This is a genomic window from Pseudomonas sp. SZ40, from assembly GCF_052958135.1.
The window spans coordinates 82,566-104,532 of the sequence record NZ_JBQWIF010000012.1; the positions used below are offsets into that span (position 1 = coordinate 82,566).

The window sequence follows — 21,967 nt, forward strand, 5'->3', positions numbered from 1 at the left end:
GTCTTCGAGTCGTTGCAGGAAAGCCCGCTCACTGAGGTGGTTTTCCTGAAACCGGCCATCACCGCTGGTGGTGCCGCCAATTACCCTTAGAACCGTTCGGAGATATCCCATGGCTGAGACTCCTGCAGTAAACAGTGGCAACTCAGACGCCGCCATCGACAAGATGTCCGCAGTATTCGATATGGCGATCGAGAAGTCCGCCAAGATCACCGAGATCACCACGGCCAAGAAAGCCGAGCTCGACGCGACCAAGCAGCGTCCGCAGAACTGACCCGGGCTGCAGGCGGCGCTCGGCGTCGCCTGCAACCTGTGTCTGCGCCGTTATCGGCATCTTTTCCATCGAGTGCGTGGTCGAGCCGTTCTGGCCCGATGCGTCGTTCGATAGTGCAATCCCTGAGCCCAGGCGCGAGCCGCGAACCCGGTGAGTCATATGACTGCGATAGCCTCTAGTTCCGTCCTGCCGAACAGCGGCGACCTGCCCCGTCTGGATGTGACCGCCGGCATCCACCGTGGCGTTTCTCTGCCGCTCGATGAGGCGGTGTACAGCATCGGCAGTGGCGCTGCGGCGAACCTGATGCTGCGTGACGCCGGGGTTGCGGAGCGTCACCTGACCCTGCGCTTCAGTGCCCGCCACGTCGGCGTGGAGGCCACCGGCGGCGACGTACGGGTGATCCGCGGCGGGCGTGAAACCATGATCGCGCGCGGGCACGGCTACCGCGGTCGACTGCCTGTGGATATCCGCGTCGGCGACGCCACCCTGCGTCTCGCCATGCCGCAGCGTGGCACGGCTGCCAACCCCGTGTGGTACGGCAAGGCGCAATGGGCCATCGCCGCGCTGTTCATGTTCATCTGCGCGGGCGCCCTGGCGATGCTGCGCGACTCCCCGATGTACGCCGCGGAACCCGAGTCGCTGCAGCGGCTGACGATCGCCGAGGAGCAGCCAGCGCAAGTGCCCAGGGCCGCGTCATTGCAACTGGCCCGCGCCGATCTGGCCAGCCAGGCCAAGGCCGCCGGGCTGAACAACCTCAAACTGGACGCCAGTGCCGGGCAGTTGCGCGTCAGCGGCACCGTGGAGCCTGGCCAGGAGCAGGACTGGCTGGCCCTGCAGCAGTACTTCGATGGCCGTTACGGGCGCCAATACGTACTGCGCGGTGATGTCAGCGTGCGCGAAAACGCCGCCCGCCCCCGGGTCAATTTTCAGGCCGTGTGGTTCGGCGACAACCCCTACGTGATCAACGCATCAGGTGCGCGCCTGTACCCCGGTGCCCCCCTCGAAGGTGGCTGGAAGCTCGAGCGTATCGAGGATGGCCAGGTGGTGCTGGCGCTCGGTGACGAGCGTTTCGCCCTCACGCTCGGACCTTCGCCAGTGCCTGAGGGCTAGCATGAAGATCGATTCACGCGCCCCGTTAGCTCCAGCGGACGCAGCGTCGGATGTTCGTACGCGTCCGAGCGAGCTGTCCCCCGCATCACCCACGCCGCCACCGGCCGTCCGCCAGCCCAGCCTGCCGCGCACGCCACCTCTGCCATCGGTACAGGATGACCTGCAGGCGCTGGAGCTGGCCGCTGGTGTGGAACCGGGGCTGTTCGCCGGTTCGCGGCCCGCGGAAATTCTCGAGGACATTCTCGAACGCATCCTGCCGACGCTGCCGCTCGACGGCGAAACCAGAACGCTGGCCATGGCCCTCGTCCGTGAAGAGCTCGACACCCGTCAGGCACTGGACCGGCAGCGGGTCGAAACCGAGACGGGGGAATGATGCAGCGCGACGATCATGATGCCGCCAAGCTGTTGCAAGGCCTGGGCGATCTCTATCTGCGGGTTGGTCAGGGGCAGCGCGCGCTGGTGCTGTTGCTGCTGGCCGTGCAACTGAACCCTGACGACCAGGTGTTGCTGGCCCGCCTGGCTGCGGCCTTCACCGCCATCGGCGATGGCGAGCGGGCGCTGCGCACTCTGGATCGCCTGCATGCGCTGCAGGGCGAGTCGGCAGCCTGGCAGCTATTGCGCAGCCGTGCCCTGTGGAGCTGCGGCCAGTACACCGAGGCCCGCGCCTGTTTCACTCGCTACCGGCAACTGCGCCAGGAGCGTGACGCATGATGGCGCGTCTCAGCGCCCTGGCGGGCATGGCCGCGCAACGTACCGAGGTGGTGATCGTCGCCTTCATGATGATGGCCATCGTGATGATGATCATCCCGCTGCCGACCTACCTGGTCGACACCCTGATCGGCATCAGCATCGCCCTCAGCATCCTCGTGCTGATCGTCGCGTTCTACATCAGCAAGCCGCTGGAGCTGTCTGCGCTGCCAGCGCTGATCCTGCTCAGCACCCTGTTCCGGCTGGCTCTGTCGATCAGCACCACGCGGCTGATTCTGCTGCACGGCGATGCCGGGCACATCATCGAAGCCTTCGGCAAATTCGTCATCGCCGGCGAAGTGGTGGTCGGTCTGGTGATCTTCCTGATCATCACCGTGGCGCAGTTCGTGGTGATCACCAAAGGCGCCGAGCGGGTCGCCGAGGTGGCGGCGCGTTTCAGCCTGGATGCCATGCCTGGCAAGCAGATGAGCATCGACAACGACCTGCGCAACGGCGATATCGATGCCGGCGAGGCCCGTCGTCGACGTTCCGATCTGCAGCGCGAGAGCCAGCTGTTCGGCGCCATGGACGGCTCGATGAAGTTCGTCAAAGGCGACGCCATCGCCGGCCTGGTGATTCTCTTCGTCAACCTGATTGGCGGCCTGCTGATCGGCATGCTGTCGCGTGGCATGTCCTTCGCCGAGGCCGGGCACACCTACTCGCTGCTCACCGTGGGCGACGGGCTGATCGCGCAGATCCCGGCCCTGCTGATCGCCGTGGCGGCCGGTACCGTGGTTACCCGGGTCAACAACGAGGCCGAGCAGGCCGACCTGGGTACCGAGATCATCCGCCAGATGGGCAATAGCCAGCGGGCCCTTACGCTCACGGCGCTGATCCTGGCTGCCGTCGCCTTCATCCCTGGCTTCCCGGCGCCGGTTTTTCTCGGCCTGTCGGCGGTGCTGGGGCTGTGCGCCTGGATGCTGATGCGTCGCCAGCGCCGCGAGCAGGAAGCCGAGGCGTGCGCGGCCGAGGTGGTCGAAGCGGCTGCTGTGGAGGTCGAGCCCGAAGGCGAAGCCGAGGCCTCTCCCGCCACCGCCGACTCCCGCGTGCTGCTGTCCATCGGTCCGGGGCTGGCCGAGGTGGTGCCTCTGCAGCCCTTCAAGCAGCGCCTCGAGGTGCTCTGCCACGATCTGCACAACGAGCTGGGCATTGAATTTCCGATGCCGTCGGTGCGGGTCGACATGGCCGCTGCAACGGGCAGCTACCGGGTCGAGCTGGAGGGTGTGCCGGTGGATCAGGGCGACCTGAATCCTGCCCAGGTACTGCTGCGCGACGACCCCGTGCACCTGCAACTGCTCGACATTCAGGGCGAGGAGCGCGCCTCGCCGCTGAGCAGCCGCCCGGGCCTGTGGATCCCTGGCGAGCACCAGGCCGAGCTGAGCGATGCGGGCATCGTCTACCTGCGCCCGGATGAAATTCTTCGCGATGTGATGGCGCGCACCCTGCGCCGCTACGCCGGGGACTTTCTCGGTATCCAGGAAACCCGTCAGTTGCTCGCCCATCTGGAGGAGAGCCATGGCGAACTGGTCAAGGAAGCCCTGCGTGCCGTGCCCCTGCAGCGTGTCGCCGATGCCCTGCGTCGGCTGGTCGCCGAAGGGGTATCGATCCGCAATCGCCGTGCGCTGCTCGAAGCGATGGTCGAGTGGGGCGGCCGCGAAGGTGACGTCGGGCGTTTCAGCGACCACCTGCGTACCGCGCTGGCCCGCCAGATCAGCCATCAGCATGCCGATGAAAAGCGGGTGATCGCCGCCTTCGTGCTGGGCTCGGCCCTCGAGGCTCAGTTGCTGGAGGCGGCGCGCCAGCAAGACACCGGCCGCGGTGAAATCCGTGCCCGGGAGGCCACCCGCGGTCTGCTCAAGGCACTGCGTCAGCAGTGTGCGCAACTCCCCGAACAGATCAAACCGACCCTGGTGGTACACCCCGAGCTACGCCGCCGGATCCTGCGCCTGTGCATTCGTGACGAACTGGAGATGGCCGTGCTGTCCTTTACCGAACTGGCTCCGGAATACAGCCTGCAGGCGATCAAGGTGATCGGCTCACCGGCCACCTCGCGGGCGGAAAGAAACGAGCCCGCACCTGCTGCTCTGGCAGGTGCCACATGATGCGCGGGCTATTGCTGATGCTCTGCTGCATGCCGTTGCTGGCCGTGGCGCAGTCACCGTCAGGAGGCAGCATCGACCTGGCGACGGGGGAGGGGCGCATCATGCGCTTCGCCGAGCCGGTGGATGCGGTGATGGTCGCCGAGCCTGGCGTCGCCGACCTGCAGGTGGTGTCGCCTGGCGTCATCTACCTGTTCGGCAAGCGTGCCGGGCACACCACGCTGGTGGCCCTGGGCAGCGACGAGCGAGAGATCGCCTCGCTGCAGATCAACGTCGGCAGCAATGGTCGACCGATCAGCAGCGCGCTGCGCAGCCGCCATCCGCAAAGCGCTACCGAAGTGAAAGGCGTGGGCAACCGCCTGGCGGCCCGCGGCCAGGTCAGCAGCGTCGGCGAGGCGCTGGACCTCAATGCCATGCTCGACCCTACCGGGCAGGAATGGCAGGGCGCGGTGAATACCGCGACCTACCCGGGGTCGGCGCAGGTGAACATTCGCGTACGCTTCGCCGAAGTGTCCCGCGAAGAGCTGCTGCGTTACGGGGTGAGCTGGAACGCGCTGTTCAACAACGGCACCTTCTCGTTCGGCCTGCTCACCGGAGGCAATCTGGCGGCGGAGGCTGCCGCGGGCGCCTCCAACCTGATCGGCGTAGGCCTGGACAGCGGCAACTTCAATATCGATACCGTGCTTGAGGCGCTGCAGAGCAACGGCGTGCTGGAGATTCTCGCCGAGCCCAACATCACCGCCATGACCGGTGAAACGGCGAGCTTCCTGGCGGGCGGCGAAGTGCCGGTGCCGGTGCCGGTGAACAGCGATCTGGTGGGCGTCGAGTACAAATCCTACGGTGTGTCGCTGCTGTTCAGCCCGACACTATTGCCCAATGACCGTATCGGCCTGCAGGTGCGTCCGGAGGTCAGCAGCCTGATGGGCGGCAGCACGCTGGAGGTGTCCGGGTTCCGCGTGCCGTCGTTCCGTGTGCGCCGCGCCGATACCCGTGTTGAGGTGGGCAGCGGGCAAACCTTCGCCATCGCCGGCCTGTTCCAGCGGGAGAACGCTCAGGATCTGGAGAAAGTCCCGCTGCTCGGTGACATGCCGATCCTCGGCAACCTGTTCCGCTCCAAGCGCTTCCAGCAGAACGAAACCGAGCTGGTGATCCTGATCACGCCCTATCTGGTCGAGCCGGTGCAGACCCAAGCCATGCTCACGCCCCTCGATCGCACCCTCGGGGCACGTGCCGATGCACCGGCGCGCAGCAGCTCCTTCGGGTTCCACGTGCAATGAACGGGGGTATCGCGATGACGCGTCTGAGCGTGCTGTCCACCTGCCTGCTGCTTGGCGCCTGCCAGACGGAACTGCAGGCGCCGAGCTATTCCCACGGCTACCAGACCCTCGTCGACGCCAACGGCCAGACCTTGCTGGTGCCGGATGCCTGCCGTCGCGTCAGTGAGGAGGGTCAGCCGGTCGACGAGCGTGAGATGCTGCCACTGCCGCCTGGCTGCGCCAACAACGCCAATCTGCTGCAGATGGTCGAGCGCCGCGGTGATCTGCTGCGCGGCAGACAGACGGGGCCGACGCTGGCCGCGCCGGTGGGCCGGGCAGCTCAGTCGTATCTGGAAGGCTTCGAAACCGACGAGAAGCGCCGTCGCCGACAGGAGCAGGCGGCGCAGAGCGATACCGGGGGTGGGCAATGAGCCAGGCGATCACGCGGTCGCCACTTTTATCTCCCAGCGCTCAGCCCCAGGGCCCGTGCCCGTTCGGCGGGGTCACTGATGGCAGCGATGCGCCGGGCTTCGGCGATCAGCGCCTGGCGCTTGGCCGCGCTGGTGTCGTCGAGCTGCACGCTGGCCGGTTTGCCACGCTCGCCAGCCAGCACCTGGACCAGCAGCGCGTTGCGCTGATGGCGCAACTGAGCGGTTGGCGCGCGATCGATGCCGTCGATCTCGCGCAGCGCACTGGCACTGTCACCATTGAGGGCATAGGCCAGCGCCAGGTTGCTGCGCGCATCGAGATCGCCGGGAGCCAGCTTGCGCGCGGTGGCGAAGGCACGCTGCATGGCGGCGATATTGCCCAGTTGCGCTTCGGCGGCACCCAGGCGGGCGAAGGCCTGGGCATCGTTGGGCAATTGCTCGGCGGCACTGGCGAGCAGGGGCTGGGCGCGCTCCGGGTAACCCAGGCGCAGCTGCGCGGTGCCCAGGCCGAGCAGGCCCACTGGGTTGTCCGGCTCCAGCGCGACGGCTTTCTGGTACGCCTCTTCAGCACCCCGGGTATTGCCGCTGTCCAGCCGCGCGCGGCCCAGTCGCTGCCAGGCCTCGAAACCGGCGCCGGGTCGTTCGGCGGCACGCTGATACAGCGTTGCGGCGGTACCACGGTCACCACGCGCCTCGACGTCATTGGCCAATTTCATCAGGCGTTGGTAGGCGTCATCGCTCGCTGGCGCGGACGGATTGCTGGGCGCGTTGCTGCTGCAGGCGCCCAGCAGGGCGAAGCTGGCGAGCAGCACGAAGTGGCGGGGGGAAATCGACGGCAAAGGCGCTGCTCCTGGGTTGATCCGGCACGTGCTGGGCATTCTATAGAGCCATCTTCGGCGGGGTATGTGAAGCGGCTGCGAAATCTTGTGATTGTTGCCGGCCGGCGGTTGTTTCATCGCCCTGCCTGCGCCGATAGTGGCTCCGTCAGGCGCGGCCTGGCGCTGTCGCTGCTGTTGCTGGCGGGCAGTGCGGGGCTGGCGCGCGCCGAGGCGATGCCGCAGTGGTACGAGCAGTCCTATGCCTACGTGGTGATCAATCAGGATCTGCGCAGTGCGCTGGAGGCCTTCGGGCGCAACCTCGGTCTGCCGATGGCGATTTCCAACCGGGTCAAGGGGCGTGCACAGAGCAACCTGCGTGCTTCCAGCGCTGGCGAGTTTCTCGACGCGCTGTGTGGCAACAGCGGCCTGACCTGGTTCTTCGACGGCAACATGCTGCACGTGAACAGTGAGGAAGAGATCGAGATTCGCCAGTTCGAACCCAGCGGTTTTCAGCTCGACGAGTTGCAGAGCTCCCTGGACGAGCTGGGCGTGGCAGGCAAGCACCTGTCTCTGCGCAGCAGTTTTCACGGTGACGGCATGCTGATTTCCGGGCCGCCGCCCTACATGGCGCTGGTTCAGCAACGTATCGATCAGCTGCAGAGCCCGGTGGTGGCGGAGCCCGAGGTGGTTCGCGAGCGGGGGGTGCGGGTGTTTCGCGGTAGTGCCGGCATCCAGGTGGTCAAGGGTGCGGACCAATAGCAGGTAGCTTTTCAACATCCAGGTGAAAGGAGAGATTCCATGGCAGTCAGCTCGGTAGATGGCAACACCGCGGTAGAGAACACCCCCGAGGCCGAATTCGACCAGGCGTTGGAAAACGCCCAGGCCGAGGACGAACTCACCAACGACATGATCACCCAGGCGGTCATCCTCGGTGGTCAGTTCATCGTCATGCCGCGGGCTCAGGAGATCCTCAAGGAAGCCACCGCGGACGACGAAGAATAATCACGGGGATCGGCCATGACAGTCAGCGCAGCAGTCGCCACAGCGGCCCCCTCGGCCGCTGGTCAGGATGTCGCCCAGGTCTCGCAGAACCTGTTCGAGCACATGGCCAACCAGGCCAAGGGCATGCCGCAGGGCGCCAGCCCGAACCAGATTGGTGAGAACCTGATGGAGCGCCTCAACGGTTTCATCGACCGCTCACGGGGTTTCTCCGACGCAGCGGCAGTGGAGCGCACGCCCTACGTCAGCAGCTCGCCGGTGGACAAGGGCGCTGGTGTCGAGCCGGGCAAGGTCAACGAACAGCAGATCGACCGGCTGGTCGGCTCCCTCAGCCGGGTCTTCGATTACTCCATCGAAACCCAGATGGTGGTGCGTGGCGCCACGCAGATTTCCGGCTCTGCCAACACCCTGCTAAGGGGCCAGTGACCATGCGCGGGCATCCCTTTCGGCTGGTCGCGCTATTGCTGTTGACGCTGCTGTTGCAGGCCTGTGACGGCATGGTGCTGTACAGCAACCTGGGCGAGCGTGAAGCCAACAGCATGGTCGCTGCCCTACTGCGTGAGGGCATCGCCGCCCAGCGCCAGGTGCAGGAGGATGGCCGCATCACCGTCAGCGTGCCCCAGGAGCGGCTCTCCGATGCCGTGGCCCTGCTCGACGAGGCCGGCCTGCCGCAGCAGCAATTTTCCAACATGGGCGAGGTGTTCAAGAACAACGGCCTGGTGTCCTCACCGGTGCAGGAGCGGGCGCAGATGGTTTACGCCCTCAGCGAGGAGTTGTCGCACACCGTGTCGCAGATCGATGGCGTGCTGTCGGCGCGCGTGCACGTGGTGCTGCCCGACAACGACCTGCTCAAGCGGGTGATCTCGCCGTCTTCGGCATCGGTGCTGATCCGCTATGAGCCGGATACCGATGTCGATCAGTTGATTCCGCAAATCAAGACCCTGGTTGCCAACAGCATTTCCGGGCTGAACTACGACGGCGTTTCGGTCACCGCGATCAAGGCGGCGATGCGCAATCTGCGTGACGATGCCCGGCCGCCGCTGAGTTCCTTCCTGGGCATCTGGATGCTCGATGAAAGCGTGTCGCGGGCGCGCACCCTGTTCTTCGCCGGGCTGCTCCTGGTGCTCGGCATGGCCGGGGCCATCGCCTGGTACCTGTGGCGCGAGCGCCAGGGTCAGGGTACCTACGTACTGAGGGAAAGCGAGTGAGCCAGGCGTTGCGCGACGCCTGGCGCGCGCTGCTGGCTCGACCGATGCAGTTCGTCGCCGAGGACTGCCTGGAGGCCGCGCTGCTTGGCGCGGTGTCCCGCGAGCGGGTGACCGATCTGGCCACACAGCCGCGCTTCGAGAGGCGCATTGGCGGCTTGCTCGCGTCCTATTACGGGCTCGAGCCACTGGCGAGCGTCGGCCAGATCGCCGATGACGACCTGCCGGTGGTACTGCTGTCCCGGCAGCGGTTCGCCCGTCTCGCCCCGATCTGTGGCGCCTGCCAGCATGCCGCCTCTCTGGCGCGGGAAATTCGCGGTCCGCTGGTGCAGACGTTGCGCGAGCAGCTTGGTGACGATGCCTACGACCTGGCCGTGAGCTGGCGCGAGCCGCCAGTCGGCAAGCCGGCGATCCTCGCGGGCGATGCGCTGCTCGCCGCCATCGACCAGGATGGTCAGCGCGGCGTGGATGCCTGGCTGGGCGCCCAGCCGGTCCCGCTGCAGGCCTGGCTGCGCCTGCGCTTCGGGCTGGCTGCGCCGCTGTCGACAGGCAGCGCCGATGACATCCAGCGGGTACGCCAGGTGGCCGGTGCCCTGACCTCCCGCGAAGAGCGGGGTGCGGCATGAGTGGCCTGCCAAGCAAACCGGGCCAGCGCATTCTGCGTGGCGAACAGGCCGCGCAATGGATCGACGGCTACGCCTTTCTGCAGGCGGCCCGCGACGAAGCCACAAGAACCCACGACGACATGCAGCGACTGCGCGATCAGGCGCGAGACGAGGGCCTGGCGGCCGGGCGTGCCGAGGGGCAACGCGAGGCTGCGGAGCTGCTTGCGCGCACGGCGCTGCAGGTCGATGACTACCTGGCCGGGCTGGAAGCGCAGATGACCGATCTGGCCCTGGGTATCGCCCGCCAGGTGATCGGTGAACTGGATGACGGCACGCGTCTGGCACTGTGCACGCGCCGGGCATTGTCGGCGTTCCGTGAGGGGCAGCGGCTGCGTCTGCACGTCCGCCCCGATCAGCTCGACGCGGTGCGCGGGCAACTGGCCGATCTCGGCGAGCGTCTGCAGGTGGAGGCGGCTGATGGCCTCGCCGCTGGCCATGCTCGTCTGAGCAGCCCCCAGGCCAGTGTCGAGCTGGATTTGCATACCCAGCTGCAGGGAGTGCGCCAGGCGCTGTTGCCCGGCGTGCTGGAGGGCGGTGCATGAATGCGCCCCTGAACGACCTGTTGCCAACCCTTAGCGCCCGCCTGGACGATGCCCAACCGCGGCCGTTGCGCGGGCGAATCCGCAGTATCCGCGGCACCCTGATCCAGGCCAGCGTACCGGACGTCGGCATCGGCGAACTGTGCCGTCTCAGCGATCCCGCCAGTGGCCGCGTGCTGACTGCCGAGGTGGTGGGGTTCGAAGGCGATGAGGCGATTCTCTCGCCGGTCGGTTCTCTGGAAGGCCTGTCGACCCGAACCGAAATCGTCGCCACGGGCGAGAACCAGAGCGTGCTGGTGGGCGACGCGCTGCTTGGCCGGGTGATCGGGCCGCTGGGCGACTGCCTCGATGGCGGCCCGCCAGCCAGTGGCCTGGTGCGCTATCCGTTGCAGGCCGAGCCGCCTGCGCCGTTTTCCCGGCAATTGATCGAACAGCCGATGCCGCTCGGTATCCGTGCCATCGATGGCCTGCTCACGGTCGCCCGCGGCCAGCGCATGGGGATTTTCGGCGAGCCCGGCGTGGGCAAGTCGTCGCTGCTGGCGAGCATCGTACGGCGCAGCGAGGCTGAGGTGATCGTCATTGGCCTGATTGGCGAGCGTGGACGTGAAGTGCGCGAGCTGCTCGACGTCCATCTGGGGGCAGAGGCCCGTGCCCGCACCGTCGCGGTGGTCGCTACCTCGGATCGCCCGGCCACCGAGCGGGTCAAGGCCGCTCTGGTGGCTACCGCCCATGCCGAGTACCACCGTGATCAGGGCCGCCATGTGCTATTGCTGCTCGACAGCCTGACCCGCTTCGCCCGTGCCCAGCGCGAGATCGGCCTGGCCATCGGCGAGCCGCCGACCCGCCGTGGCTACCCACCGTCACTGTTTTCCGCCCTGCCACGCCTGCTGGAACGCTCCGGGCCCGCAGCCACCGGGAGCATCACGGCGCTGTATACGGTGCTCACCGAAGGCGATGCGTCCCTCGACCCGGTAGCCGAGGAAGTGCGCTCGATTCTCGATGGTCATCTGGTGCTCAGTGCCGAGTTGGCCCAACGCAACCATTTTCCGGCCATCGATGTGCTGCAGAGCCGCAGCCGCCTGATGGATCGCGTGGTCGAGCCCGAGCAGCGGCAGCTCGCCGCTCACCTGCGTGCACTGATGGCGAGGCATGCCGATATCGAACTGTTGGTGCGTACGGGGGACTACGTGCCCGGCAGCGATCCGCTGGCCGACGAGGCCATCGCCCGGCAGGCTGCCATCGAACGGTTCCTGCGCCAGGATGCCGCCGAACCGAGCAGCCTCGACGACACGCTGCGCGCGCTGCGCAAGGTGCTGGCATGAGCAGCGCCCACGCCGTGCAGCAACTGGACGAGCTGCGTCGCCTGCGCGAGCGTCGTGCCGAGGCGCAACTGGCCAGCTGGCGCGTGCGTTGCCAGGAGGCGGCCCAGCGGCTGGCCGCAGCGCAAGCCGAGGTTCGCGAGGCACTGACGTTGCTCGAACAGGAAGCCATGCAGCTGCAGACCCTGCTCAGCGAAGGTGCGCTGCCGGTGGGGCAGTACCGCAGCGCCCTGGACCTGCTCGACGCGCTGGAGGCGCAGCGCGGGCATTTGGCGGAGCAGGCCAGCGAGGCGTCTCGGCACCTGGCCGAAGTACAGGCCAGTCGTGATCAGGCTCACCAGCTCTGGTTGCGACGCCAGTTGCAATGCGAGGCACTGGAGCCCTTGTTGCAACGCCATTACCGCATTCAGCAGCGGGCCGCCGAGGCGGTCGAGGAAAGCCTGGCCGAAGACCGTCCCCATGGAGCCACACGTCGATGAATTGCCATCAGTCGTCGCTGCCCGCGCCTCTGCTACCGTCGCTGCCGCAGCTCGATGTCGCCCGGCAGGCGCTGCACAATCGTCTGTTGCGGCGCCGCCAGCCCTGGCAGGGGCACGTGGCTGGCGAGCGGCTCGAGGTCGCCGTCAACGGCCAGCCAGCAGCATTGGACGCGGCCATCGTGCTGCCTGCACGGCTTGGCGACGCAGCGCTGCAAGTGCATCTGGATGCGCCCCTGCTCGCACACCTGCTGGCACCCCTCGATCTGCAGCGGGATTTTCACAGCCTGCCGCAGCCCCTGCAGAGCGTGCTGCTCGAACAGGCACTGTTGCCCTGGATCGAAGCGCTGGAACAGGAACTGGGCGAGACGCTGACGCTGGATGCCGAGGCGCAGCCATGGGATTTCATGCTGACCCTGCAACTGAGTATCGCGGGCGCGCGGGGCGGCGTTCTTGGCTTGGGGCTGAGCGCTGCTGTGGGCGAAGCGGTGGCCGGTTTGCTGGATCGCCATTTGCAGCCGGCGCGCCGTGCTCTGCCCGGGTTGCAACTGGGCCTGGCGCTGCAGCGCGGTTGGCAGACCCTGAGCCTGGCCGAACTGCGCAGCCTGCAGCCGGGCGATGTGCTGATGCTCGATTGTCCGCCGGGTGCAGATGGTCTGCTGGTACTCGCCAATGGCCATCGGCAGGCCCGTTTCAAACGCCAGCAGTCCGGTCTGGAACTGCTCGAAGCCTTGCAACCGATCAACCCGAATACGGAGAACGCCATGGGGCAAGACGCCGATGATGCGCAACTGGACGATGTGCCGCTGACGGTGATCTGTCAGATCGGCAGCCTGGAGCTACCGCTGGGGCAACTGCGTGCACTGGGCGAGGGCAGTGTGCTGGCCCTGCCGGATGGCGATGCGCAGCGGGTCGAGCTGATGGTCAATGGGCGCTGCGTGGGGCGCGGCGAGCTGGTCGCCATCGGTGATGGGCTCGGTGTGCGCCTGACCCGGTTCGCCAGCCTATGACGGATTACCAACCGAACCTGCTGGAAATCATTCTGGTCGTCACCACGATCGGTCTGATTCCCCTGGCGGTGGTGACCCTGACCGGCTTTCTGAAAATCTCCGTGGTGCTGTTCCTGATTCGTAACGCCCTGGGCGTGCAGCAGACGCCGCCGAACCTGGTGCTCTACGGTATCGCCCTGATTCTCGCCGTGTACGTGACCACGCCGCTGATCGGCGAAATGTACCGCGAGGTGGAAGGCCGCTCGATCAGCTTGCAGAACGCCGAGGAACTGCGCGAGCTCGGGGACGCCCTGCATGCTCCCTTGCAGACTCACCTGTCACGTTTTGCCAACCCGTCCGAACGGGCGTTCTTCGTGCAGGCCACGGAGACGGTGTGGTCCGAGGAAGCTCGCGCCGATCTGCGCGACGATGATCTGGTGGTGCTGATTCCGGCCTTCGTCAGTTCCGAGCTGACCCGTGCCTTCGAGATTGGCTTTCTGCTCTACATTCCGTTTCTGGTGATCGACCTGCTGGTGGCCAACGTGCTGATGGCCATGGGCATGATGATGGTGTCGCCTACGCTGATCTCGATCCCCTTGAAGATCTTTCTGTTCGTCGCCGTCAGCGGCTGGTCACGGCTGATGCACGGCCTGATCCTCAGTTACGGAGGAGGGTGAAGCATGGGCCAGGACGTATTTCTCTCGTTGATGAAGCAGGCGCTGATGACCGTGCTGCTGCTCAGCGCACCCGCGCTCGGCGTGGCCATCCTCATCGGCCTGGGGGTTGGCCTGTTGCAGGCGCTGACGCAGATCCAGGACCAGACCCTGCCACAGGCGGTGAAACTGGTGGCGGTGCTGCTGGTGCTGGTGCTGATCGGCCCGTTGCTGGCGACCCAGGTGGCGGCGCTGGCGAGCCATGTGCTGGACAATTTCCCCGCCTGGACACGCTAGGGCATGGATGCCGACATCGGCCTGGGCATCGCCGAGATCGCCTACCCGGTGATCAGTGCGGCGGCCCTCGCGGTCTGCAGAGCGCTGGGTCTGGTGTTCATCACCCCGGCATTCAACCGCCTGGGGCTGACCGGGATGATCCGCAGTTGCGTGGCGGTAGCGATCTCCGCGCCGATGTTCCTGCCGGCCTTCTCCGCGCTGACCGCACTGGAGGATTACGGCAGCTTCTTTCTCGCCGGTCTGATGGTCAAGGAGTTCCTCATCGGGGTGACCGTGGGGCTGCTGTTCGGCATTCCGTTCTGGGCCGCCGAGGTGGCGGGCGAGCTGGTCGACCTGCAGCGCGGCTCGACCATGGCACAGCTGGTGGATCCCTCCGGCGCCGGCGAGTCGGGGGTTACCGCGACCCTGCTCAGCGTCACGCTGATCACCCTGTTCTTCATGTCCGGTGGCTTCATTCTGATGGTCGACGGCTTCTACCACAGCTACCAGCTATGGCCCGTCACCGCGTTCACCCCGGTCATCGCCAGCTCGGCGCTGGAGGCGGTGCTGGCCATTCTCGACCAGGTGATGCGCATCGGCGTGCTGATGGTGGCGCCGCTGATCATCGCCCTGCTGGTGGCCGACATGATGCTCGCTTACCTGTCGCGCATGGCGCCGCAGATGAATATCTTCGATCTCTCGCTATCGGTGAAGAACCTGATCTTCACCTTCCTGATGGTGCTCTACTGCGGCTTCCTGATCCCGCTGATGCTCGAGCAGTTGGCCGAGTTCCGCGGTACCGTCGAGGTGCTCAAGACGCTCTCCGGCGCAGGTGAGCCTTAGTGGCGGGTAACAGCGGCAGCGAGGAAAAATCCCAGCCGGCCTCCGACAAGAAGCTGCGCGAGGCCCGCCAGAAGGGCCAGGTCTCGAAGAGCCAGGACATGGTCTCGGCTGCGGTACTGCTTGGCTGTACGGTATGCATCGCCTTTCTTGCCGGGGTCGCCGAGTCACGGGTGCGGGGTTTGCTCGACTTGGCCGCGACCATCTACGTCGAGCCCTTCGCCACGGTCTGGCCGCGCTTGCTGGAAAGCGCTCAGCAGGTGTTGCTGCGTACCGCCTTGCCGATCCTCGGGGTAACCGTGCTGTGCGTGGTGCTCACCAATATCGTGACCATGCGCGGCGTGCTGTTCTCCGGCGAGCCGATCAAGCCGGATATCGCGCGTATCAACCCGGTCGAAGGGGCCAAGCGCATCTTCTCGATGCGCAACGTCATCGAGTTTCTCAAGAGCCTGTTCAAGGTGCTGGTGCTGTCGATCGCCTTTTACGTGGTCGGGCGTATCGCCTTGCAGGCATTGATGGAATCGTCGCGCTGCGGCGCCGGGTGCATCGAATCGGTGTTCTTCCTGTTGCTCAAGCCGCTGGTGGCCACGGTCATCGTCACTTACCTGGTCATCGGCGTCGTCGACGTGCTGCTGCAACGCTGGCTGTTCCAGCGTGAAATGCGCATGACCCGCAGCGAACAGAAACGCGAGCGCAAGGACATGGACGGTGATCCACTGATCAAGCGCGAACGTCAGCGTCAGCGCCGCGAGATGCAGGCCCTGAGCAGCCGCAAGGTAGGTATCGCTCATGCCACGCTGATGATCGGCAGCGAAGACGGCTGGTTGGTAGGCGTGCGCTACGTTCGTGGCGAGACACCGGTGCCGGTGCTGGTGTGCATCGCCTCGGCCCAGGACGCGAAAGCCTTGCTGGCCCAGTCGGCGAGCCTGGGCTTGCCATGCAGCGCCGACGCCAAGCTGGCTGCCGAGATCGCCAAGCGTGCGGTGAAGGGCGAGCCGATCCCGGCCAATACCTTCCAACCGGTGGCCGATGCGCTGGTCGCGGCGCGATTGATCTGACGGCCAGGCGTGACGTTGCAGCCGGATTCGTTGTGGGTCTGTAGATCAGATGGTTCCCGACGCTCCGCGTGGGATCCATCGATATTCGCCCTGGTGGGCTGAAGCCCACCCTACGGGTTGCTGGTTGTAGATACCGTCTCGCCTATTACCTCGCAAGCGCTAATTCGGCATCAAAAGGCATCCCCGATGTCAGGCCGTAGGGTGGACAACGCTCTTTTTGTCCACCGTTGCATTCGGGTTGGTGGACTGAGGCCCATCCTACGCAGGGGCTGGTTGTAGGGTGGGCTTCAGCCCACCAACTGATCCCCTCGCCAGCCGTCCCGAATGCTTATAGCGCACTGTCGCTCAACCAGCCCTCCGCCGTTCTGCCGGCTGATGTTGCTGCTGCTCCACGCGAGGCCGCGACGAGCGATCCCTGTAGGGGCCAAGGCCGAGTGCCGCCAGAGTCAGTTCCAGGCCCAGCGACTGGTTGCCGTCGGTGGAGCAGGCCCAGGTCAGGGCCGAGCGGATGGTGTCGCTTTCCGCGCCGTAGAGGTTCTTCCAGGCTTCCGGCACCACGGTTTCCAGTTGGCTCGCGGCTTTCTTCACCACGGCCAGCGCATAGGCGGCGTGGCGGGCGACGATCCGTTGGGTGTTGCCGGTCTGGTCGAGTTTTTCCAGGGCATAGAGACGCTCGGTCTTGGGCATCTGGTAGAACTTCAGGGTGTCGTCGCGGTGAGCGATCAGCAGGGACTTGTCCACCAGACTTTCGATCAACGGCAGCGGATCGCCCGATAGCAATTCGTCGCCCTCGACGATGGCGCGCACTGCATTGAGGGTGAAGGTGCCGTTGAAGATCGCCACCAGGCGCAGCATCGCCTGCTCGGCAGGTGCCAGCGTCCGGTACGACCAATCCAGTGTGGCGCGCAGCGAGCGATGACGCGGCGGGGCGGTACGGCGACCTTCCATCTGCAGGCGGAATTCACCGTCCAGCAGCTCGGCGAGCTGCGCCAGACCGAAGGCGCTGGCGCGGGTCGCGGCGATTTCGATGTCCAGAGGAATGCCGTCGAGCTTGCGGCAGATGCTGATCACGTCCGCCACGTTGCCGTCGTTGAGGGTGAAGGCGGTGTCGCTGGCCTGCACCCGGTCGACGAACAATTCGATGGCCGGGTAGGCCAGCGCCTGCTCGCCGTTCGGGTGTTCACAGGCCGCCGGCAATTGCAGGGGCAGCAGGCGTTCGACCTGCTCGCCCGCAGTGCGCAATGGCTCGCGGCTGGTGGTGAGAATGGCGCAGTCGGGGGTCCACTTGAGCAGGGTTTCCACCACCAGAGCGGTGCCATCCAGAGCCTGTTCGCAGTTATCGAGAATCAGCAACTGGCGGCGTTGCTGCAGGTGTTGCACCACGTCACGCAGAGGGTCGCTGCCCGCCTGCAGACCCAGTGCTTCGGCAAGGGCGTGGGGGATACGGCTGTCGTCATCGACTTCGCTGAGGTCGACGAAGCAGGTACCGTGGGACATCTCGCCGGCGAGTTGATTTCCCAGCGCCAGGGCTACGGTGCTCTTGCCGATGCCGCCCGGGCCGACCAGGGAGATCAGGCGAGTCTGCAACAATTGCTCGCTCAGGCGCTGCAGCACCGTATCGCGGCCCAGTGGCCGGCTGATCAGGCTGGGCAGCGACTGCAGGCGCTCTGCCACGGCAGGCTCGCTGGACGCTTCATAACGCTCGGTACGGGCCACGAAGCGGTAGCCGCGACCTGGAACGGTGACGATGTATTCGAAGCCACTTTCATCTTCACCGAGTACCCGGCGCAGTGCGACGATCTGCGCGCGCAGGTTGCACTCTTCGACGATGACCTTCGGCCATGCACAGGCGATCAGTTCGGCTTTCTCCAGCAGCTCACCCGAGCGCGAGGCCATCGCGATGAGCAGGTCCAGCGCACGGCTGCCGAGGCTGACGGGCTCGCCGTTCTTCAGTAGCAGATGCTGGCGTGGATAGAGGATGAAGGCGCCGAACCGCAAGGCGCCTTCGCTGCTGAATGGTGCATGGTCATAAGGCGTCTCGGTCGGCGTGGTGGTGCCGAGAGTGGTCGAATACATGCCTATAGTCCCTCGAGGATTATGGTTGTTGTACGCACTGGCGACGGTTGCGCGCAAACGCACCCAGTCATGCTCGGGATCGGCTCGTGTGGCGGCCCGACGAGACGGGTGCAGATGAAACGTGCCAGTGCGGCAGTTTGAATAGGCAAGAAGAAATCCCCCCAAACGTCGTTTGTTTTTGTATATCACCGCATCGCTACAACACGGTGTCGATCAGAGGCAGGAGTACTCATCGCAATTTACGTGCCGCGCCGAGGCGTGACGCGATGGTCGCTAACTGATTGATTGTGAATGGCCGGTACGGTTCACCAATGAGCGTGCGTTCGGGAAATCGGATAACGGCCGAAAACGCGTTCGGAAATCCGTCCGCGGCGAGGTCGATCGAGCACGAATGAGCTGGCATGTCGCGGTACTCCTGACAGTCCGTTCAGCGCCGCCCCTGCATCCTGTTAAGGGCCATGTGGTGCTGTGAAAAGCTGCGAAATCCGTCGCGATCAGGTTGTTACATCAATGTGACGATTGCTTGAATGAGGGAGCCGCAGGTCCTGACTTTTTGCGTGCGCCGTTCTCGTTTTCGTCATTTCGCGAGTCGTCACGCACAGCTCTGCGCCGTTCAACAAGTGCCACAGGCACTCTCTTTTGCACAAGGATCGCCATCCGGTTTTGCGACCTTGTCCACTTATCGAGCTGGAGCGCAGACGCCGATGAGCACCATCGATACAACACGACCAGAAGGAGTGACCGGGCAAACCGGTGACAGTGATTTCGATGACAAGCTGCGCGAGGCGCAGAACAAGGGCGGGCAGCTCGATAAGGAAGGCATCGAGGCTTACAAGGAGCACCGTGGCCCCTACCTGGACGGCAAGCCGCCGTTGGCCGAGAGCAACCACCAGTGGAAGGAAGAAGACATCGCCAACGTCGAGAGCGAATGGCTGTCTTCCAGCGGCCATCGCCTGATGTTATGGGACGACCTGCTGCTGGTGACCATGAAAAATGGCGATCAGGTGCTGGTGCACGCGGGCGTCAATCCGCGCCTGCATGAGGTCGCCAAGGAAAAGATGGACGCTGGCGACGTCAAGGGCCCCCCGGCCTGGACGGAGAAAGGGCTGTCCGACGAGCACGAAATCTGGCTGGGCCAGCGCGAAGCCGGCGGTTTCGAAGTGGTCACCTCGGGCGAGCAGATTCCCGAGCTGGGCGATCTGCGCTTCATCGAAGACGGCTACATGGACATGAGTGCCTCGGTGTATCACCCCGGCAACGGCTTTCAACTGACCGTCGACGACAGCGGTGCCTATGGCGCGAACGACACCGCACTCTTCACCACCGCAGATGGCAAGAAGTACGCGGTATCCAAGGAGGTATCCCCCGAGGCCTACAAGAGGGTGAAGGAGCTCGCCGAGGTACGTGACAAGATCGAGAACAAGATCGACGACGAAGGCTACAAGGTGATGAGCGCCCGGGACGACATTCCAGTGCTCACCGACGATACCAAGGTGGAGTCCCTGGCTCCTGGCGTACTCGCCGTCGAAACGCCCCGGCGTGGCAAGTTCATCGTCATCGAAAGTGTCACCCCCGAGCACTTCGCCAATCTGGAAGGTTCACAGGTAGAGAAGCAGCAGGGGGCCGTGGACAAGGCCTTCGAGGATCGCGATCTACCACCGGCCAAGGACACCGACCTGATGCTGGCCGAGACCAGCGAGAAAAAGGATGGCAAGCCGAAAACCGTCGGCGAGCTGTATTACGAGAAGCTCAAGGAGCAATACAAGGACAAGCCGGACGACTCCAAGGAAGCCAAGTATCTGCGCCTGCTGGAGGCGCGGGCCATGCTCAACGGCGGTTTCCAGTTCCTGCCTTATGTCACCGAGGATGGCGCCTTCGCCGGCACCACCAACACCAGCTATGGCAAGGACCCCAAGGAAATGAGCGCGGCTGAAATGCGCGGCCTGGTCGACGAGGGCAAGCTGGGCGAAGAGCTGCTGGCGTTGATGACCGACCCGGACATCGCCGCCGACAACGACCGCCTGCTCAAGGAGGCCATCGACAAGGTCGAGGACAAGGACGGCTTCAAGGACAAGTTGGCCGACAGCTTGCGCGATCCCGAGTACAAGAAGGCCATGGAAGCGCTGGCGAAGGACAACCCCGAAGGTGCGGCAGCCCGCTATTCATCGGACATGCAGTCGCTGAGCCTTCTGGATCCCGAACTGGCAGCGCAGATCGACACCGAATACAAGTTCGGTATTCCCATCGAACAGCTCAACGAACTGTACAAGGACGGCCTGGAGGGGGTCGGCGAAGAGAACGTCGACAAGGCCACCAGCGACATGGTGTCCACCCTGCTGACCACCCTGATGACGTCGGTGCTGGGGACCAAACGCGGTACCGATATCTACAACTACTTCTTTGGCGGCGGCAAGGAGAGCGGCCAGGCCAAGCCCGAGTTGAATGCCGAGGAGCAGAAGCTCGTCACCTCGGTGGAGAGCTCCCGCGGGCCGCTGACCCAATTGCTCAAGGACAGCGCCAAGGCGAGCATCGCCGATCCTTCCGGGCAGTCCGGCGCCATCACTGCCGAGAAAATCGAAAAGGCTGTCGAGAAGGTTCCGCTGGCCGAACGCGACGGTGCCGCCGGCGTGCTCGGAAAGCTCGGCAAGACGGGCGTGCTGAGCTCCAGCGCCGGGCTGATCTCGATGGTCGCGGGTATCTACAAACTCGCCGATGGCGGCCTGAATTTCGGCGAGACACCGGCCGAGCGCATCGAGGCGGCGAAGAACTTCGTCACCACCATCAGCATGATCTCGCCAATGGCCACCATGGTCACCGGCGCGTATGAAGAGCTGTTCCGCAAACCGGGAGCCGCCGATTCTCTCGGGCTCGGCAAGAGCCTCAAAGAAACCGTCTGGGACAAGCATTTCAAGCCGAAGGATGCCCCCGAATCGGAGGCCATTGAGCTCAAGGAAATCCAGAAAAAACTCGATAAATTGCCGGAAATCGATTTTGGCGACAAGTTCACGCCGGAATCTTTCTGGAAGGACTTCGACGCCCATACGCGCGATTCTCGCCCATCGATCGAAGACATCATCGAGCAATTGCCTGCCGAGCAGCAGGAAGAGGTGAAAAAGAACATCACCAACATTGGCAGCAGCAATCCGAATACGAAGGACATTCCGGAGGCCGACCGCTTACGTTGGGTCGGTGGTGCGTTGTCGACCGTTGGCGGTATCGCCGATGTAGCTGGCGGGGTGCTCGACCTGGTACTCGGTGGCATGGGCATCGACAAGCTGCGCAAGGAAGGCGGCACGCCCGAGGAGTTCGCGGCCAAGAGTCTGCAACTGGTTGGCGGTACGGCCGGCCTGGTCATGGGCGGCGCCGGGCTTGCCGCCGCCATTGGCGTTGGCTCAGGGGCCGTTGCCGGTGTCGTCGCTGCCGCTGCCGGAGGTGTGGGGGCCGTGCTCGGCTTCATCGGCGCCATTATCGGTGGGGTGGTTGCACTGAAGAAAAGCGAAGAGACGGTCGAGAAGGTGCGCGACTACTTCCGCGAACTGGACAAGGATGGCGTGCTCGAGAAGGAGTGGGGCGACAAGCTCAATTATCTTGTTCACATGAGCTACGAATACAAGTACTACGAGGGCAAGTACGAGGACCGTTTCGACGCCTGGTACCCCGAGGACATCCCGGTGTGGGAAGCCCAGCCCGAGCACTTCAAGGCGTTCACCGAGAAGGTCGAGGAGAAAGGGCGTATCGGCAATGACTGGTTCCGCGACAGCATGCCGGATCTGGTGACCTACAGCGGCAAGTTCGACGCCGAGTTCTATCGCGAGAACAAGGACAAGATCGACCGCATCGTCGACAACTGGGAGCAATGGCAAGGCAGCGACGATATCGTCAGCGACAAGGACTTCAACAAGCTGCTCAAGGGCGACGACCGCTTCGACAACTCCAGGGAAGACATCGAGGCCGTGCAGTTCCTGATGGATAACAAGGAATTCTTCGAATTCCTCGACACCATCCGTTTCCATCCCAACAACGTCAAAGCCGACGGCAAGATCAGCCGCAAGGACGTCGACAAGTGGCTGGAACAGGTCAGCTGATAACGCGCTAACGGCCCGCACGCTGGAGCGTGCGGGCCATTAAGATGACTGTTTCAAG

General features: G+C 64.9%; 23 protein-coding genes. 21 read left to right on the forward strand and 2 right to left on the reverse strand.

The window, feature by feature from the left end; translation table 11 throughout:
• Window positions 1–109: 109 nt before the first annotated feature.
• From ACT9T4_RS12085 to ACT9T4_RS12115, 7 genes are all read left to right on the forward strand, one after another.
• Window positions 110–271 carry a hypothetical protein gene (locus tag ACT9T4_RS12085; protein WP_179539244.1) on the forward strand — a complete coding sequence of 54 codons (162 nt, stop codon included), beginning with the start codon at window positions 110–112 and terminating at the stop codon, window positions 269–271.
• A 159-nt stretch (window positions 272–430) separates the two neighbouring features.
• Window positions 431–1,381: a SctD/MshK family protein gene (locus ACT9T4_RS12090; RefSeq protein WP_179539243.1), complete on the forward strand. Its 951-nt coding sequence runs from the start codon at window positions 431–433 to the stop codon at window positions 1,379–1,381.
• 1 nt (window position 1,382) lies between these two features.
• The gene (locus tag ACT9T4_RS12095) at window positions 1,383–1,754 is read left to right on the forward strand and encodes a hypothetical protein (protein WP_042556767.1); all 372 of its coding nucleotides are present in this window, start codon (window positions 1,383–1,385) and stop codon (window positions 1,752–1,754) included.
• On the forward strand, window positions 1,751–2,092 hold the full coding sequence (locus ACT9T4_RS12100) for a tetratricopeptide repeat protein (RefSeq protein WP_499117141.1): 342 nt from the start codon (window positions 1,751–1,753) through the stop codon (window positions 2,090–2,092). The genes ACT9T4_RS12095 and ACT9T4_RS12100 overlap by 4 nt, the downstream gene beginning before the upstream one ends.
• On the forward strand, window positions 2,089–4,230 hold the full coding sequence (gene sctV, locus ACT9T4_RS12105) for a type III secretion system export apparatus subunit SctV (RefSeq protein ID WP_042556769.1): 2,142 nt from the start codon (window positions 2,089–2,091) through the stop codon (window positions 4,228–4,230). Before ACT9T4_RS12100 ends, sctV begins: the two co-directional genes overlap by 4 nt.
• 17 nt (window positions 4,231–4,247) lie before the next feature.
• Complete coding sequence (locus tag ACT9T4_RS12110) at window positions 4,248–5,504, forward strand: type II and III secretion system protein family protein (protein ID WP_499117194.1); 1,257 nt, start codon at window positions 4,248–4,250, stop codon at window positions 5,502–5,504.
• 14 nt (window positions 5,505–5,518) lie between these two features.
• Complete coding sequence (locus tag ACT9T4_RS12115; RefSeq protein ID WP_499117143.1) at window positions 5,519–5,914, forward strand: hypothetical protein; 396 nt, start codon at window positions 5,519–5,521, stop codon at window positions 5,912–5,914.
• A gap of 26 nt (window positions 5,915–5,940) precedes the next feature.
• Here the strand turns inward: ACT9T4_RS12115 and ACT9T4_RS12120 are convergent, their stop codons facing one another.
• On the reverse strand, window positions 5,941–6,750 hold the full coding sequence (locus tag ACT9T4_RS12120) for a tetratricopeptide repeat protein (RefSeq protein WP_499117145.1): 810 nt from the start codon (window positions 6,748–6,750) through the stop codon (window positions 5,941–5,943).
• Between the two features lie 108 nt (window positions 6,751–6,858).
• On the opposite strand from ACT9T4_RS12120, the gene ACT9T4_RS12125 reads away from it, so the two are divergent.
• The 13 genes from ACT9T4_RS12125 (at window position 6,859) to ACT9T4_RS12185 (ending at window position 15,748) form a co-directional block, all read left to right on the forward strand.
• A complete protein-coding gene (locus ACT9T4_RS12125) occupies window positions 6,859–7,488 on the forward strand; it encodes a type III secretion protein (protein WP_499117147.1) in 630 nt (209 codons plus the stop codon).
• Window positions 7,489–7,527: 39 nt separating this feature from the next.
• Complete coding sequence (locus tag ACT9T4_RS12130; protein ID WP_042556771.1) at window positions 7,528–7,731, forward strand: hypothetical protein; 204 nt, start codon at window positions 7,528–7,530, stop codon at window positions 7,729–7,731.
• A gap of 102 nt (window positions 7,732–7,833) precedes the next feature.
• The gene (locus tag ACT9T4_RS12135) at window positions 7,834–8,154 is read left to right on the forward strand and encodes a hypothetical protein (RefSeq protein ID WP_373565160.1); all 321 of its coding nucleotides are present in this window, start codon (window positions 7,834–7,836) and stop codon (window positions 8,152–8,154) included.
• Between the two features lie 2 nt (window positions 8,155–8,156).
• A complete protein-coding gene (sctJ, locus tag ACT9T4_RS12140) occupies window positions 8,157–8,936 on the forward strand; it encodes a type III secretion system inner membrane ring lipoprotein SctJ (RefSeq protein ID WP_042556773.1) in 780 nt (259 codons plus the stop codon).
• Window positions 8,933–9,559, forward strand: coding sequence for a type III secretion protein (locus ACT9T4_RS12145; RefSeq protein ID WP_499117149.1), 627 nt, complete (start codon window positions 8,933–8,935; stop codon window positions 9,557–9,559). The genes sctJ and ACT9T4_RS12145 overlap by 4 nt, the downstream gene beginning before the upstream one ends.
• Window positions 9,556–10,140, forward strand: coding sequence for a FliH/SctL family protein (locus ACT9T4_RS12150; protein WP_499117151.1), 585 nt, complete (start codon window positions 9,556–9,558; stop codon window positions 10,138–10,140). Before ACT9T4_RS12145 ends, ACT9T4_RS12150 begins: the two co-directional genes overlap by 4 nt.
• Window positions 10,137–11,459, forward strand: a complete 1,323-nt coding sequence (locus ACT9T4_RS12155; RefSeq protein WP_042556775.1) for a FliI/YscN family ATPase — start codon at window positions 10,137–10,139, stop codon at window positions 11,457–11,459. The genes ACT9T4_RS12150 and ACT9T4_RS12155 overlap by 4 nt, the downstream gene beginning before the upstream one ends.
• Complete coding sequence (locus ACT9T4_RS12160) at window positions 11,456–11,935, forward strand: hypothetical protein (RefSeq protein WP_042556776.1); 480 nt, start codon at window positions 11,456–11,458, stop codon at window positions 11,933–11,935. The genes ACT9T4_RS12155 and ACT9T4_RS12160 overlap by 4 nt, the downstream gene beginning before the upstream one ends.
• Entirely contained in the window at window positions 11,932–12,942 is a 1,011-nt protein-coding gene (sctQ, locus tag ACT9T4_RS12165) for a type III secretion system cytoplasmic ring protein SctQ (protein WP_499117153.1), read from the forward strand. Before ACT9T4_RS12160 ends, sctQ begins: the two co-directional genes overlap by 4 nt.
• Window positions 12,939–13,598 carry a type III secretion system export apparatus subunit SctR gene (gene sctR / locus ACT9T4_RS12170; RefSeq protein WP_042556778.1) on the forward strand — a complete coding sequence of 220 codons (660 nt, stop codon included), beginning with the start codon at window positions 12,939–12,941 and terminating at the stop codon, window positions 13,596–13,598. The genes sctQ and sctR overlap by 4 nt, the downstream gene beginning before the upstream one ends.
• 3 nt (window positions 13,599–13,601) lie before the next feature.
• Window positions 13,602–13,871: an EscS/YscS/HrcS family type III secretion system export apparatus protein gene (locus ACT9T4_RS12175; protein WP_042556779.1), complete on the forward strand. Its 270-nt coding sequence runs from the start codon at window positions 13,602–13,604 to the stop codon at window positions 13,869–13,871.
• Between the two features lie 3 nt (window positions 13,872–13,874).
• Window positions 13,875–14,693 carry a type III secretion system export apparatus subunit SctT gene (gene sctT / locus ACT9T4_RS12180; RefSeq protein WP_042556780.1) on the forward strand — a complete coding sequence of 273 codons (819 nt, stop codon included), beginning with the start codon at window positions 13,875–13,877 and terminating at the stop codon, window positions 14,691–14,693.
• The gene (locus ACT9T4_RS12185; RefSeq protein ID WP_042556781.1) at window positions 14,693–15,748 is read left to right on the forward strand and encodes an EscU/YscU/HrcU family type III secretion system export apparatus switch protein; all 1,056 of its coding nucleotides are present in this window, start codon (window positions 14,693–14,695) and stop codon (window positions 15,746–15,748) included. Before sctT ends, ACT9T4_RS12185 begins: the two co-directional genes overlap by 1 nt.
• A 345-nt stretch (window positions 15,749–16,093) precedes the next feature.
• Here the strand turns inward: ACT9T4_RS12185 and ACT9T4_RS12190 are convergent, their stop codons facing one another.
• Window positions 16,094–17,824, reverse strand: coding sequence for an ATP-binding protein (locus tag ACT9T4_RS12190; protein ID WP_499117154.1), 1,731 nt, complete (start codon window positions 17,822–17,824; stop codon window positions 16,094–16,096).
• A 704-nt stretch (window positions 17,825–18,528) separates the two neighbouring features.
• On the opposite strand from ACT9T4_RS12190, the gene ACT9T4_RS12195 reads away from it, so the two are divergent.
• Entirely contained in the window at window positions 18,529–21,909 is a 3,381-nt protein-coding gene (locus ACT9T4_RS12195; protein ID WP_499117156.1) for a hypothetical protein, read from the forward strand.
• The last annotated feature ends 58 nt before the right edge of the window (window positions 21,910–21,967 follow it).